11 protein-coding genes are annotated in these 15,442 nt (G+C 60.6%); 3 read left to right on the forward strand and 8 right to left on the reverse strand.

Annotation, left to right across the window (positions count from 1 at the left end; translation table 11 throughout):
- The first annotated feature begins 86 nt into the window (after nt 1-86).
- Nucleotides 87-1,673, forward strand: coding sequence for a tetratricopeptide repeat-containing sulfotransferase family protein (locus IG627_RS00330; protein ID WP_193189148.1), 1,587 nt, complete (start codon nt 87-89; stop codon nt 1,671-1,673).
- A gap of 115 nt (nt 1,674-1,788) precedes the next feature.
- Here IG627_RS00330 and IG627_RS00335 read toward each other — a convergent pair whose 3' ends face one another.
- From IG627_RS00335 to IG627_RS00345, 3 genes are all read right to left on the reverse strand, one after another.
- Nucleotides 1,789-4,524 carry a M1 family metallopeptidase gene (locus IG627_RS00335; protein WP_193189149.1) on the reverse strand — a complete coding sequence of 912 codons (2,736 nt, stop codon included), beginning with the start codon at nt 4,522-4,524 and terminating at the stop codon, nt 1,789-1,791.
- A gap of 111 nt (nt 4,525-4,635) precedes the next feature.
- Nucleotides 4,636-4,944, reverse strand: a complete 309-nt coding sequence (locus IG627_RS00340; RefSeq protein ID WP_193189150.1) for a hypothetical protein — start codon at nt 4,942-4,944, stop codon at nt 4,636-4,638.
- Nucleotides 4,945-5,037: 93 nt separating this feature from the next.
- A complete protein-coding gene (locus IG627_RS00345; RefSeq protein ID WP_193189151.1) occupies nt 5,038-6,588 on the reverse strand; it encodes an alpha/beta fold hydrolase in 1,551 nt (516 codons plus the stop codon).
- 353 nt (nt 6,589-6,941) lie between these two features.
- Between IG627_RS00345 and IG627_RS00350 the strand changes: the two genes are divergently transcribed.
- Entirely contained in the window at nt 6,942-8,477 is a 1,536-nt protein-coding gene (locus IG627_RS00350) for a hypothetical protein (RefSeq protein WP_193189152.1), read from the forward strand.
- 68 nt (nt 8,478-8,545) lie between these two features.
- Here IG627_RS00350 and IG627_RS00355 read toward each other — a convergent pair whose 3' ends face one another.
- From IG627_RS00355 to IG627_RS00365, 3 genes are all read right to left on the reverse strand, one after another.
- Nucleotides 8,546-8,776, reverse strand: a complete 231-nt coding sequence (locus IG627_RS00355; protein ID WP_193189153.1) for a DUF4287 domain-containing protein — start codon at nt 8,774-8,776, stop codon at nt 8,546-8,548.
- Between the two features lie 148 nt (nt 8,777-8,924).
- Nucleotides 8,925-9,536: a class I SAM-dependent methyltransferase gene (locus tag IG627_RS00360; RefSeq protein ID WP_193189154.1), complete on the reverse strand. Its 612-nt coding sequence runs from the start codon at nt 9,534-9,536 to the stop codon at nt 8,925-8,927.
- Between the two features lie 30 nt (nt 9,537-9,566).
- Complete coding sequence (locus IG627_RS00365) at nt 9,567-10,235, reverse strand: hypothetical protein (RefSeq protein ID WP_193189155.1); 669 nt, start codon at nt 10,233-10,235, stop codon at nt 9,567-9,569.
- Between the two features lie 228 nt (nt 10,236-10,463).
- Between IG627_RS00365 and IG627_RS00370 the strand changes: the two genes are divergently transcribed.
- Nucleotides 10,464-12,635, forward strand: a complete 2,172-nt coding sequence (locus IG627_RS00370; RefSeq protein WP_193189156.1) for a transporter substrate-binding domain-containing protein — start codon at nt 10,464-10,466, stop codon at nt 12,633-12,635.
- A gap of 15 nt (nt 12,636-12,650) precedes the next feature.
- Here IG627_RS00370 and IG627_RS00375 read toward each other — a convergent pair whose 3' ends face one another.
- Nucleotides 12,651-13,538, reverse strand: coding sequence for an Nmad3 family putative nucleotide modification protein (locus IG627_RS00375; RefSeq protein WP_193189157.1), 888 nt, complete (start codon nt 13,536-13,538; stop codon nt 12,651-12,653).
- A gap of 177 nt (nt 13,539-13,715) precedes the next feature.
- Nucleotides 13,716-15,263, reverse strand: coding sequence for an MFS transporter (locus IG627_RS00380; protein ID WP_193189158.1), 1,548 nt, complete (start codon nt 15,261-15,263; stop codon nt 13,716-13,718).
- Nucleotides 15,264-15,442: the final 179 nt, after the last annotated feature.

The raw sequence follows: 15,442 nt of genomic DNA on the forward strand, positions 1-15,442 counted from the left end.
TTTTGTTGCGGTCGGGAGGTGCTGGCTGCAGAGCGAGAGGGGCAATGATAGAGTGACAAGCTGTGATGCTGAGATAGTGGGATCCAATGAATAATACGGAGCTGGTCTGCCTGCAGGCGCGCGGGCTCTTGTCACAGGGCCAGGTGCGAGAAGCCGTAGCGGCTATACGCACACTGCTCGACGCGCAGCCAGAGTATGCGGATGGCTGGTTGGTTTTGAGCGAAATCCAGGCTGCAGCGGGTAATTTCCAACAGGCCTCGATGGCCTGCGACAGGGCCCTGTCTCTGGCGCCGAATAGTATCGATGCGCTGCTGCAGTACTGCCGTTGCGGCCTCGCAGCGGGATCTGCAAGCAACCGGGTTCAATCTTATGCACTGCAGCTGGCGGAAATGGCATTGGCGGATCCCCATCAGCTCAACGAGCTGGGCAGGATATTCGCGTCCATGGAACAGCATGAGATGGCGGAAGCGCAATATCGCCATGCGATAGGGTTGCGTGGAGATGAACCGGGTTTTTATTACAACCTCGCCACGGCCCAGAGATTTCTCGGGAAATTATCGGACGCCGAGGAATCCCTGCGCCGGGTGTTGGAGCTGAATCCCCGCGACAGCGAAGCCTACCTGTTGTTGTCCGGTCTGCGTCGACAGGATGGGGAGTTCAACCATATTGCCCCTATGCAGGCCCTTCTGGCGGACGGTGGTCTGCCCGCACGTGAAAGGGTCAACCTGCATTACGCACTCGCCAAGGAACTCGAGGACCTGGGGCATTACAAGGGGTCCTTTCAGCAGCTGGAGTCCGGTGCTCGCTTGCGGCGCCAGAATATGCGCTACAACCTGCAGGGCGATCTGGCAGTCATGCAGTCCCTGCAGCGGAATTTTGATTCTGGGTTTTTTGCCAGGTGCGTCGCTGGTTGTGAATCGGTCGAGCCCATATTTATCCTGGGCATGCCGCGCACCGGTAGCACCCTGCTTGAGCGTATCCTGTCATCGCACTCCCAGGTTCAGTCCGCCGGAGAGCTGAATAATTTTGCCCTGCAAATGATGAAAGCCGTGCACTCTGCCAGTACCGGGAGCAGTGCGAGGCTTACCAAGCTGCAGCTGGTTGAAGCGAGTCGGGGAATCGATTTTGGCGCGTTGGGAGTGGCCTATATCGACAGCACACGCTTGCTGACAGGCAAAAAGCCCCACTTTATCGACAAGCTGCCATTCAACTACCTGTATATTGGACTTATTCACGCGGCATTGCCCAACGCGAAAATAATCCATATGCAGCGCCATCCAATGGATACCTGCTACGCTATTTACAAACAGCTGTTCGAGAGTGCCTACCCTTTTTCCTATGATCTCGAGGAGTTGGGCAACTATTACCTGGCCTATCGACAATTGATGGATCACTGGCAGGAAGTGTTGCCGGGGCGCATCTGTGAGGTGCGCTATGAGGACCTGGTAGAGAATGTTGAGGCCACGGCGCACCGGGTAATGGACTATTGCGGGCTGGAGTGGCAGGTCCAGTGCCTCGACTTCTATCGCAGTCGCGAGGCCTCCACAACCGCCAGTGCGGCCCAGGTGCGCCAGCCCATTTACAGTTCTTCAATCGGCAAGTGGAAGAATTACCGGCAGCAGTTGCAGCCGCTGGTCGGGATTCTGCAGGCGGGTGGGATAGAGGTTGATTAGAGTCGGGTAGATCGATCGCGGCCATGGGCGGATGGCCGCCCCGCCGCTCCTACAAAGGGTTATTCAGAACCCGTAGGAGCGGCCCATGGCCGCGATCAATACTGGAAGTATCTGATCAGTTGGAAACCCCGGGCAGCGCCCCCAGCAGCACCTCCCCTTTCTCTTTCAACGCCATACACAATTGAATCTGCTCTTCAGTCTGCGCCAGGCTGCGCTGGTAGCCGGGCGCCTGGTCGCCGTATTTTCTGAACAGCTGCTGCACCTGCCCCAGCTTCTCCTCGTCGCAGAAGGCGCGGGCGAAGGCCGGGGTCTGGCGGCGCCACTGTTCCGGGATCTTTTTCACTACCTGCGCGAAGTTCTGCTGCAGCCACTGCCAGTTCTGCTCCTGCAATGCCGGTTCCGCCAGGCCGTGCTGTATCAGTCCGAATGCTTCGCGGGCGCCCATCTGCTCTGCCAGCGCCAGCTTGTGGATCCTGTCCAGCTGTTTCGGATTGTTGCTGCTGCCGATGGCGTTGGCGCTGGCGCTGTCGAAGCGCGGGTCATCCAGTTCCGCGCGCACTTCTATCAGGTGGTCCAGGAAATCCTCACCGGCGTCCTGTACCGCTACCGTCAGTGCGGCTTCGTAGAGGTCGGAGTCCAGGGCCTCTTCATCGCGTTTGCGCTGGTATCCGGTAAAGGCCTCGGCCCTGTCCATCAGTGTCTTGCGCGCGTCGGGATCGGCGGCGACCAGGGCCATAAAGCTCAGCAGTTCGCTGTACAGCAGCTGCTCCTCACTGTCGGGGCTGTCGGCGGTATTTTCGAGTATCGGCAGGTACAGGTTCTGGGTGAAGTTGAGGAATGCCGGTTGTTCTTCTTCCACCAGGTAATTCTGGCGGTATTTCTGCAAATAGCGCAGCGGTGCGACCACCACCTGGCGCTTGTCCGCCGCGGCGGACTGGCGCACTACTTCCAGCAGCGTGGACTCCGGCAGACTGCCGGCCTCGAAGGCGGCGAAGGCGCTGTCTATAATGGCCAGCTGTTCGGTGGGTGTGAATTTGCTGAAGCGTTTGATCAGTGCCTGCCACTGGTCGTCGGCCAGGGTCCAGCGGTAGTAGCCGCTGCCCTGGGCATTGGGCAGCAGCCATTCGGGGCAGCTGCCGCCGGGGATCTGCACTTCCTGCTCGACACTGGTCAGCATCAGGCATTGCTGCACATTGTTGCTGCTGCTGAAACAGAAAGGGATGCTCCAGTGCTGATCCGAAGTGGGAATCGGCGAGCCGAGCGGTTTGTAGCGGCTCTGGCGTACCAGCAGCTTGGCCTGCCCGCCTTCTGCGCAGTCCACGACAATATCCAGCTGCGGCACGCCTTTCTGTTCGACGAAGCTGCGGAAAGTTTCGGTCAGTTCCGGCGTATTGGTCTCCTCGCCGATTACCTCGTAGAAGGCCGGCGAGTCGGCCTCGCCGTCGGCGAAGTTCTCGATATAGCGGCCCAGGGCCGGGCGGAATTTGTCCGCGCCGAAGTAGTTGTCCACCATATGGATAACGCCGAGGCTCTTGGCGTAGGTGATGGCATCGTAGGCGTTGCGGATATTGTTGTTGTCGGTGACCGGCTCGCGGATGGCGCGAGTGCTGGCCAACGAATCCAGTTGCATCGCGCTGATGGCGCGCACCGCGGCGTTGAGGTCGTGGCCGCCGTTGGGTTCGTAGATGGTCAGTGCCAGCGGCGTGCCCCAGGTGGAGAATCCCTCTTTCAACCAAAGGTCGTCCCACCAGGGCGGGGTGACCAGGTTGCCGAACCACATATGGGCGATTTCGTGGGCGTGCACACCGAGCAGCGCCAGGCGCGCGCCCGGGGCCGGCTTGTCTCCGACCAGGATACGCTGCTCGCGATAGGTGATGGCCGCGGACAGTTCGGTGGCGCCGCTGGGCCACTGGGGCGCGGCGACGATATCCAGTTTCTCGAACGGATAGGGGCGCTGCAGTTGCGTCTCGAAGATCTCCACCATGCGCGGGGTGATATCGAGAATGTAATTCATATCGCCGCCGCGGCCCTTGCGCGCGAAGCCGCGCAGCGGTATGGGTTCCTTGCGGTACTGGTTGGCCGGGATCGCCGGGCGCTCCACCACATCGAAGGGGCCCACCGACAGTGACAGCAGGTAGGTGGACATGGGGCGGGTGGTGGCGAAGGTGACTTTTTCCAGGCCTTCGCCCGCGGGCTCGCGCTTCAGTTCCGCGCCGTTGCTGATGGCCGCGTAGCCCTCGGGCACGGTCAGGCTGATATCGAAGGGTGCCTTCATGCCCGGCTCGTCGAACCCGGGCAGGTACTTGCGCGCCTGGATGGACTCGGATTTGGCCAGCGCATAGGCATCGCCCTTCTCCTCCACCTTGAACAGGCCGGCCAGGTTGCGGTCGTAGTCGGCGCTGTAATCGATACGCAGGGTAAATTCGCCCGCGGGAATCTCCTCGGCAAAGCCGACCCTGGCCACACCGCTATCCAGTACCTCCTGGTATTGCGCCGCTACTGTTCTGCCGTCGGCGAGAGTCGCGCCGATATCGCCGACGCGGATGTTCTTGCCGTGCAGCCAGATATGGTCGGCGGCGTTGGCCATCTGGATATCGATCTCCACACTGCCGGAAAAGTCGTCGCGGCGCGGGTCCAGCTCCAGGTCGAGGCGGTAGGCCTCGGGGCGCACGCCCTCCGGCAGGCGGCCCTCGGGGGCATCGCTGTAATCGACCTGTTCCACTGCCGCTTCGGTGGTCACTTCGGCGGTGGTTTTCTGTTCGGAGTCTGCGGGTGTTTTCTCTGGCTGGCCGCAGGCTGCCAGCGCCAGCAGCGGCGCGGCCAGCAGGCAGCGCAGGATGGTTTTATTCATAGTTGATCGCTAATTCGGCAATGTGGTTTTGGCGAAGGGGCCATTGTAGCGGTTTGGGTGGGAATTGCCGAAGGCGGGGGAAAAGCGGGGACCAGCGATCGTTGGCCCCATTCATATCCTCGTCATACCGGCGAAGGCCGGTATCCAGTTCGGTGGCGCCTGGATTAGGTAGCGCTCCTGCGCCACGCCCTTCGGGCCATTCGCTTCGCGAATGCTCGCTACGGCATCCATGCCTTCGCAGTCCGGCTTTCGCCGGAATGACGTTAGTGCTCTGTAGATACTCTGTTGCAAAACAAACTTATACTGGCTCGTCATACCGGCGCAGGCCGGTATCCAGTTCGGTGGCACCTGGATTAGGTAGCGCTCCTGCGACACGCCCTTCGGGCCATTCGCTTCGCGAATGCTCGCTACGGCATCCATGCCTTCGCAGTCCGGCTTTCACCGGAATGACCATAGCCCTCTGCAGGGGCGAACCTTGTGTTCGCCCGTGTATCCGGATAGCGAAAATCCCGACTAAAGGTGCGGCACCGTCAGCCTGGAAACCCGGCTGCCGCGATAGGGCACCACTATTTCATAGTTGGTGTCGGCGGGCTTCTGGTAGATCAGCCCCTCGGTATCTATCGCCAGGGTCACCCTGTGTCCCACCGGCACGTCGTAACTGGTGGTGAAAAACTCTGCGCTGATTTTCTGCTCGCGCCCCACCTCGGCGTTGTGCAGCGTGATCGGGGCGTGCGTGATCAGGCGGCCCATACCGAGGGCATCCGTATCGTACAGATGCAACTGGAGCTGCACTTCCGGCTTGCTCGGTTTTATCCACAGCTCCAGCGACGCCGTGCCGCGGATTTTCAATGTGCTCCACTGCAGCGGCGACTGGTATTCGATGGCGTGGTAGCCGTTGATGGCGGGCATATAGGTGTAGACGGGAATACCGAAACCCTCCAGCGCGTCGGACACGATCGGGATACCGGTGCCGGCCGCTGTATCGGCGCCGCCGTGGAACTCGTTGCTCCAGCGCCAGCCGGAATAGGGGCTGCTCCTGAGACTGCCGTTACCGAAATAGGTCAGGCGCGGGTGCAGGTACCAGTGGCTGCTGTTCTGTGTCACCGGGAAATCGTCGAACTGCTCCAGGCGATTGCTGATGCGCACCGTCATATCCACTTTGGGTTCGCGGTCTATGCCGTTGTCCTCGCCCTTCAGGTAGCGGTCGAACCAGCGGAAGCTGGTGGCCCAGATATGGCCGCGGTTACCGCCCAGGGTTTCGGTCACCGCGTGGGTGCCCGGGTTCAACAGCAGTTTCTTCGGGCCCTCCAGCAGTGTGTAGAGATCCGTCATGCTGTTGGGTTTGAACAGGTAGTCGGCGAAGTTGTTCGACATCAGCACGGCGGTGCCATTGGCGTTGAGCGCGTCGGCAAAGCCGAGGGCCGAGCGCGGTGCGGCGAATTCGATGACGCCGTCAATATTGTGGCCACCGCGCAGGTCGCTCCAGACCTGGTCGATATAGGACTCGCGCTGGAAGGCGGTGTTCACCAGCAGTGTGCCCCACACCAGGTTCACCGTCTCGTTGGGGTAGAGCCCCTCCACCACGTCGGACCAGCCGGACAGTGCCGCCACCGCATCCACACGCGGGTCCGCGGCAGCGCCCAGCAGGGAGAGGCCGGCGCCGTAGGAGATGCCCGCCATGCCCAGCTTGCCCACCGGGTAGTTGGCCTCCAGCCAGTCGATCAGCACACTGACGTCGCTGAGGCTGTTGCCCCCGGCCACATCCACCAGGCCGCCGGACTGGCCGAAACCGCGGGTGGAGTAGCTCATCACCAGGTAGCCCTTCTCGGCCAGCGCCTTCGCCTGCAGCAGGTACTGGTGCTTGTCCAGCGCCCAGCTGTTGGTGAACAGAACCGTGGGGTAGCCGCCGGCGGGCGGTGGTGCATCGGGCAGGAACAGGTTGGCGTCCAGTTCCGTGCCGTCGAAGCTGGTGATATCCAGGTCGGGAATAAACTGCGGCGCGGCCCAGGCCTGCGCCGCCAGCAGGGCGCCGCCGAGCAGCGCCAGTAGCGGGGAGCATTTCATCGTTTTCTCTCGTTTCCGTTATTATTTTTGTGACCAGTTGGTCTGCGCTGGTCAACTGCTGACTATAAGAGCTGTCGGCTCCGCCCTGGGCCGTGAGGTGCGAGAACTGAGAAGCTCTTCTCGGTCATTGGCGTCTGCTGCGTCTAGCCGCAGGTCCCGGAATCCCTGAGTTGTACGGACTTTTAAGTCCGAAAAAATCCAACGGAATCCGGGCGCTGGTCTAAAATTGTTCTTTTTTTGTACAGTGAAAACCGGTAGGGTGTTGGCTTCCGTGCTCTTTCCCCTGGTAAGAGCCCAGGGAAGAATGCTCAGCCACGGAGGGCCCGCAAGAATCAACCTCGGTGGCTAGAACTATGTTTCCACGCACCCTCACGCTGTTGGTAATTTGTTTCGGGTTTGTCCTGGCAGGCTGTAAAGAGCAGAACCTGGGTCAAGAAACCTGGTACCAGGTGGATACAGACAACTTCCGCATCGTCACCAACGGCGATCCGGCCGCCGTAAAGACTCTCGCCTCAGACCTGGAGCGCTACCGTGCCGTGGCCCTGAAGCTGCTCGGTGCCAGCCAGGAGAGTGAGAAGCTCACCATCTACGCCGCTGCCGACCGCCGCAGCTACGCCGGCCTGGTGGGCGAGGAGCTGGCGGAAATGACCAACGGTCTCTTCGACACCACCGCCCAGGGCAGCTACGCGCTGGTCAACCTGGACGGCCGCAGTGGCAAGCGCCAGTTGCAGGCGCGCGAGTTCCTGTTCCACGAGTACACCCACTTCCTCAGCTACAACGGCAACACCACCCACTACCCCTACTGGTACAGCGAGGGCTTTGCCGAGTTTATGTCCACCATGACATTCAGCGCGGACGGTCGCTACCAGCTGGGTGCCATTCCGGAAGAGCGCGCCATGACCCTGCTCTTCACCAGCCCCGTGCCGCTGGAGGAGCTGCTGCGCGCAACTGTGTCCAACACGCCGGACAATGAGAAGGGCCGCATCTATGCCAGCGGCTGGATGCTGGCGCACTGGCTGATCATGGAGAGCGGCAAGGTCGAGCAGTTCAAGGACTATGTGCAGGCTTTCAACAATGGTGCGGATCCGGTAGAGGCGTTGGAGAAATCTTTCGGTATGTCCCTGGCCGAGATCGACGAGCAATATGAAGCCATGTTCCAGGACGGCAGCTTCGATCTCGCCGGCGGTCCGGTGCCGGCGGACTTCCGCGAGGCGAACCCCGCGGTGCGCCAGCTGTCCCCGCGAGACGCCGTGGCTGAAGTCGGACAGTTCCTGGTGATGTCCGGTTACAACCTCGCGGGACTGGCGAAATTGTTCAAGTATGCGCACCTGGCCGGCGTCGACAGCCCGGAACTGACCGCGGTGCAGGCGGATGCGGAAACTCGCATCGGCAACTTCGACCGCGCCGAGCAGCTGTTGGCGACTGTGCCGGCGGCCCACCGCGGCGAGTTCTGGTACCAGAACACCGAGGCCTGGCTGGGGCTCAACCGCCAGGTCAACCTGCCCGGTGAGGCGCGCGACCGCGCCTACCTGAAGCGGGTGCGCGACAAGTTCGTCTTCCTGGTCAACAATGACTCCGACACGGCGTCCAACTGGTTCGGGCTCGCCATGACCATGGAGATGCTCGGCTACCCGCGGGACAAATACGTGGAAATGCTCGAGCAGGCCTACCTGCGCGCCCCGCGCGAAGCACATATCGCCCAGTGGCTGGCGCACGAGCTGTACGAGCAGAAGGATGCAGAATTCTTCGCCCGCGTCGCCAAGCCGCTGATGCTGGAGATGGAGAGCGAGGACGAGTATCAGCAGATGAAACTGATGTTGGCGGAGCTGCAGCCCAAGCCCAAGTCGAAAGACAAGCAGCACGCCAGGCTGGCGCAGAGCGAAGAGTAAATCTTTTGTAGCGAAGAACCCCGGCCCGACGCCGGGGTTCTTTATTTATACTGGACGGCCGCGGTCGGTTACCTGTCACCCTCGGACTTGGTGCCCTTGAGAAGTGCATAGATGGCCATTGCATGGCCGTGCCCCAGGGCAAACTCCGCCTTCAGCCAGGTGGTGATTTCCCCCGCCTTGACGCCGCCCTTTAACAGGCGCCCCTCCATAAAGCCTTTTTCTGCGGCCAGCTTGCGGAAATCATCGGGACTCTGACCGGTCTTGGTCTGGATACTGTCGAGATAGGCCTGGAACGACATGCTGAACTCCCTGGTAGTGATTGGTTGAGGGTAAAAACGGGTTTTCAGTGCAGTGGTCGATTGGGAGGGCCGGGAATAGACAGGATTATCAGAATTAGGGTTTTCGCGCCGGATTGGGATTATCGGGAGACCCTTTGATATCGCTGGCCTATTTCGCCATACCCCAATAATTGAAGCCGGCAAACTTCAGCGCGAGTATATAGGCCGATTCCATCGACCGTATGTCGAAGCCGCTGTCCTCAATCAATTGCGGAATCGGCCGATTCAGGTTACAGCCGCCGAAGACCCTGCGCCAATAGGGGTTCAGCCTGTCCTGCCACTGCCTGACTCCCGCATCCGGCGCGCTGCCGTGCTCACTGAAGATCAGCTCGCCGTCCGGCTTCAATACCCGGCGCATCTCGTTCAGAGCCCGGTGCCAGTCGGGAATGGTGCACAGGGTATACGTCAGCAGCACCGTATCGACGCTGCTGTCTTCCAGTGGGATTTCCTCGCCGGGTAGTTCCAGCCAGCGAACTTCGAGCGGGGAGCTGTCGACCCTGGCGCGAGCGCGTTTGCGCATTGCCTCGCTAGGCTCCAGCCCCCACACGAATTCCACTTTATTGGAGTCGTAGAATGGCAGGTTCAGGCCGGAGCCGAATCCCACTTCCAGCACCCGGCCGCGCGCCCGGGGTACCAGGAGCTGGCGCTGTCTGCGAAAAGCCTTAAGGCCACAGGCGCAATTGATCAGGTGGGGCAGGCAGTGGTCGGCGTAGAAGCCCATGGTGGATATCCCTCCCGCTCGTTCGCGCAATCAGGATTCGATACGGTAAGTCTGCGACTGCACATTCTCCCAGGAAAACCAGCCCACTGATTCACCCTCGCCGGTTTCGTACTCCACCTGAAGCCAGGGGTAGCCCCTGACGGGAGTGACGTGCTTGCCGATCACCTTGAGTTCCTGGGTATTGAATATTTTGCCCGTCTCGTCGCCAAAGGAGCCGAACAGGCCGCTGGGATGATCGTTATAGACCGTGAAAGCGAGGTTCTCCCCCGGGGTTCTGGCTTTCAGCACTATGGTGTCGCTGATTTTGATTTCACTGAATTCGACAGGTGTGGTCCGCGCAGCTGCCTGAACATCCTGCTGGTCATTCCCGGTCGGTGCATTGTCGCCGGCCGGTTCGGAGGGGCGAACCGCCTTTCTATTGGAGACGGGCACAGCATCCACCGCGGTGGTCGGTGCTCCCTGGGCGAGCAGCTGTGGGCTGCTCTCAGGCCCTTCCGATTGTTCCTCGTTCAGGCGCATCTTGTCGGAAAAGAGCCCGAGCGAGATTACCACTATCTGCACGATCAGTACCTGGAACAGGCGCTGTTGCTGTTTTGGGTTGGGGAGTTGGATGATGCCTACCAGCGCCAGGCAGGATGCGGCAGAGGTAAATGCAAATACCGCGACAATCACCCAGGAAATGACGATTAACGGTTCCATGGAAAGTTTTCCCTGTTTAAGAATTGTATTTATTGCGAAAGGGAAGCTCTTACCCCTGAGACCAACCAGCACTCCCCAAGCCGTTTATATAACGTATCCGCAATTCATGACCATAGCCCCATGGCCGGCGCGCTCGTTGTATAGGGTTGTTGGCTAAGAATTAAACAGGCGGGTCGTGGCATAATCCCGTTTCGCCCGTTAAAAATGCCATTCAGGAAAGGTAGAAGCGTGAATTTCAGATTTCTCTCCGCGCTGGTTTTCACTTTGTCGACACTCGTGATCGCGGCCGGCTGTGAAAAACAGCGGGATCAGAGTGTATTGGAGCCTGTGCCGCCGGCAGAGGAGCGGGCGCCGGAACAACCGCCTGCAGAACCGCAGCCGCCGGCGTTTGAAAATTATGTCGAGCTTGGAGACCTGTCGGCGATCCGCCAGCGCGGCCTGCTGCGCCTGCTGGCACCGCGCGGACCGGAAGATGAATCCCTGCCCCGCGACGGCCTGCCCAGCACCGAGTGGCGAGCGCTGGCCGAGAAGTTCGCGCGCAGTCGCGGCTTGCAGCCGCAGTGGGTGTATGTGGACAGTTTCGCCGACCTGATTCCTGCATTGGCTGGGGGGCGCGGCGATGTGATTGCCACGAATTTCTCCCGTACCCGAGAGCGCGCCGGGCAGGTCGCCTTTACCCGTGCCCTCCAGCATGTGCGCGAACTGTTGGTAACGCGGCGGGATATGCCCGCCGCGCAGTTCGATGTGGAACCCTTACAGGTGGCTGTGCGCCGCGGCAGTGCCTTTGCTGAAACCCTGTCCGCTGAAGCGTCGCAGCAGCGCTTCAGCATCGCCTACCTGGACGAGCCTATTGAGCACGACGACCTGCTCGCCGCCGTGGCCGCCGGTGAATATCCGGCCACGGTCATCGACAGCAATCTCGCCGATGCCCTGCTGCCGTCCTACCCGGGCCTGGTTGCCAGCGCAGAGTTGCAATCCCAGCGCGCCATTGCCTGGGCGGTGCGTCGCGATGCACCACAGCTGAAACGCGCATTGGACGAATTCTTCACCGCTGAGCACGTACTTGCCAGCCAGCACCGCGAATACCCCCTCCGCGACTGGAGTGCAATCCGGGAGACCCGCACGTTGCGCGTTCTGACCCGCAATCACCCCGCCTCTTACTTTATGTGGCGCGGCGAGCTGATGGGCTTCGACTATGATCTGCTCAAGCAGTTTGCACGCGAAAACAGGCTGCGCCTGAGTATGGTGGTGCCCGGCCCCGATGTGGATCTGGCCGAGGCGCTGCAGGCGGGTATGGGGGATGTGATCGCCGCGTCGCTGACCGTGACCGATGCGCGCCGTCAACAGGGGCTGGTATTCTCGCGTCCCTATATGACCGTGACCGAGCAGGTCATTGCCGCAGTTTCCACACCGGCCGCTGATCCCACACCTTCGGTGTCGGAACTGCTGTCCGCACAGCGGGTGGCCGTGAATCCGCTGACGAGCTACCACGCCAACCTGCTTGCGCTGGCCGGGGTGCAGGAAGAGCCGCTGCAGATTGTCCCGGTTCAGGGCGCTACCACCGAACAGCTGATCGATGCCGTGGCGGAGGGCACCTACCCCTACACGGTGGCCGACTCCCACCTGGTCGCTATAGAGAGCACCTATCGCAACGATTTCGCGGTGGTGGGGGCGCTGCCGGGTAAGCGGGATATCGCCTGGGCGGTGCGCCCCGACCAGCCGCAACTGTTGCAGCAGCTGGACGATTTCCTGAAAAAGCATCACCGCGGTCTGTTTTTCAACGTCACCTACAATAAATATTTCAAGAACGCCAAGCGCATCCGCCGCCACCAGCGCGATCGGTTGCGCAATATCGATCAGCTATCCCCCTACGACCCGATAGTGCGCAAGCACGCCGCCGATGTCGATCGCGACTGGCGCATGGTGGTGTCGCAGATGTACCAGGAGAGCCAGTTCAACCCGCGCGCGGAGTCTTTCGCCGGAGCCCAGGGCCTGATGCAGGTACTGCCGCGCACCGCAAAACAGATGGGAATCAATAATCTGTTTGAGCCGGAGAACAGCATCAGGGCCGGTGTCTCCTACCTGGGCTGGCTGGAGGAGCGCTTCCCGCGGGAATTGCCCTTCGACCAGAAGATCTACTTCACCCTCGCCGCCTACAACGCCGGCCACGGCCATGTCAGGGACGCGCGCAAACTGGCCGCGCGACTGGGCAGGGACCCAAATCGCTGGTTCGGCAGTGTGGAGGAGGCGATGCTGATGCTGTCCCAACCGGAATACTATCGCCAGGCGCGTTTTGGCTATGTGCGAGGGCGCGAACCGGTGAATTATGTGCGGGAGATTCGCGCGCGCTATCTGGGCTACCTGTCCGTAGCGAGAAATGAAACGGGCATCGTGGAATAGTCGTACTGAGAGCGATTATTCGAAGACGCCCTGGCTTCCGTGTCGCGAAATCAGATTGGCCAGCCATGGGCTGGCTTCCCGATACTCATCCATATTCAATACGAACTCTTGCCCCCGAGCGGCGCACTGCAGGTGGCAGCGATCGCTGTCGCCTTCTTCGGGGAGCGGATTCCAGCGCTCCATCTTCGAATGGTAACTGAGTGGTGTGCGCCCCGAACCGGGGTACAGGAAGTGAGGCAGTTGCCAGGCGGTGGCTTTGGGTGAGTCTGGCCGCGTGAGCACCAACTGCGGATCTACATGCGGGAATATCCCCGCACCGGGCAGCGGTTTGGAATGTCCTTCCAGCACCAGGCGATCGGCGGCCAGGTAGAGCGTATTGGCTGCATCCGGGCCTATCTGGAAGTGCGGGTGGTAGCGCGCCCAGGGCAGCTCGCCTTCCCGCAGTGCATCGACTTTGACGATCTCGCCGATGGCCAGCCAGCCCCAGAGGATATGTCGGGCCGGTGCGTCCTTGACGAAGCGCCAGCGCCCATCAGTTTTCTCCACTGACCGGAAAAGTCCGAAGAACAGCAACAGGTCACCGGCCTGCACCCCCTGTTTGCGCAGATGCCCCTGTGCCGCCCCCGCCTGCCCCAGCAATGGCTTCCAGCCCGGTTGGCGCGGCAGGGCATCGAAATGCATATCCGGATCCAGGTGTGCGCCCTGTTCCGATCCGACTTTGCCGCGCGTCAGGTCCTCGACCAGTCCGCCGATATTCTGCCCGGCATGCGTGATATTGCCGTAGCGAATCCCGGACCTGGCATCCGGAATCGGCAATGCGTAGAGAGAGCCGTCGGGAAAAACCGGGCTGGGGCAGCCGCCGGCGGAGGAGTCGAAGCCTTTGCGGCTCAGGATCAGGCGCATCAGTACGAGTGTCGGTGTTGTCAGCGCGGATCCGCCGGGGCGAAGCCCGCTGCTGCATTGGGTACAGTGTTCAGTTCAACAGGTGGAATACTACACTGATGCGCTGAGATACCTCGATATTTTTCGGCACAAATATGGCGGCACTGCTCCGTCACCCCGGTGCACAGTTGATGTGCATCAACTCGAGTGCGCCCTGAGCAGCCGGAACTGAGCGAGTGCGCCGAGTGCAGCCAGCACGGCGCAGAGCAGTGTAAGATCTGCGAAGCCGCTATAGACGGCCTGTATCAGTGCTTCGCGGATAGTCTCCGCGGTTGCGGCGTCGTATCGGGACAGTAACATCGAAAGTTTCTGCTCGGTTGCGTGCAGACCGGCAGTTAGATTCGCGACCTCTGCAGGTGGCAAATCGAGAGCGGATAAGCTCCCGTCGAGGGACGAACGGGCGCCGTTGGCCGATACGAGTCCGCCGATCGATACACCAACTGTGGCGCCGAGAAAGGTGAAGGTCGTGAGAACGCCCGAGCCCTGCCCGGTTTGATCCGGCGGTAGCGTTTGCACGCCAAGGCCGGAAAACACCGGGAGGGTTAACCCCAATCCCAACCCACAAACGGCGAGCGCGGTTTCAAACCCCAGGACGCCATTGCCCGTTGCTTCGACATGCAACAAGGTCGCGCCGATCATCAGCAGTAGCATGCCGGTTGTGACGACGACTTGATATCCGTATCGGGCTGCCACTCTGTGCACCACCGTCGAGAGTAAGAACATCAGCAACGTCAGGGATAACAAGGAGAAACCCGCGAGCGCCGGCGTATAGTCGAACGCAAGTATATTTTGCGTAAAGATACTCGCGAATACGAGAATGACGTAAATCAGGAAGAAGGCGGAAAAGATACCGAGGCTGGCCGCAATGAAATCGCGATTCCTAAAAAAGTCGAGATTCAGGAACGGCATAGAAGCGCTGCGCTCGCGCAGTAATAGGGCAATCGTCGCCACAATGCTGGCGAGCAGGGTCGATATGGTTGTGCCGGAGTGCCACCCAAGGTCTTGTGCATGCGTGAGCGCGAAGGTGAATGTTGCCATCGCGGTGGCAATCAGCAAAAAACCAGTGAAGTCCTGGAATTCGGGTTGCCCCCGCTTAGGTGGCGATAGCCGACCGCGCAAAGCGATGGCAACAATGATGAATGCTGCTACAACAATCGCCATGCTGAACCAGAATATATAGCGCCAGCTCAGGTAATGCGTCAACAGGCCGCCGACGATAGGGCCGATGCCGAGTCCGAGACCGAGAACACCGCTCCAGATCGCCGCGCCGAATTGCCGCTTCTGTTCGGGAAAGGTGGCTCTGACGAGCGCGAGCGACATAGGTAACAGCAATCCGCCAGCCAATCCCTGGAGCCCCCGACCAACAAGCATGGTCAGGCCGTCGGCCGCGAGTGCCATAATGATGTATGCAGCGACGAAGCACAGTGTTCCGGCCAGAAATACTCGGCCGAGACCGAATCGGTCCCCCATCCGGCCCGCCGCCGCGAGAAAGATAGCGCCGACGAGGAAATAGATGGTGACGACCCATTGCAACATGGTCGGGCTCAGGTCGAAATCGTGCCGGATCGGGGGCACGGCGGTGATCATCGCCGTGCCATTCATGGTCTGGCTGAATACGCCGATGGCAACACCGGTGAGTACGAGCCAGGGGTTTGGAGATGTGGGGGGCTCAGTTATAGAAGGCATGCGGAGAATTCCGGCAATCGCTGAGTGAGTGGCAGGGCGTACCGGTGACAATCGAGAAGATCGGTTCCCATCGAAACAGGAAATAGAAAATGCTCAGGCAGACAAACAGACACCAGGTGATACTGGTGTCTGGCCTTGTTCTTCCGCGTTTTCTTATGGACATTTCCTGTGTCTATGTA

Source organism: Microbulbifer taiwanensis (assembly GCF_014904815.1).
Lineage (GTDB): Bacteria > Pseudomonadota > Gammaproteobacteria > Pseudomonadales > Cellvibrionaceae > Microbulbifer > Microbulbifer taiwanensis.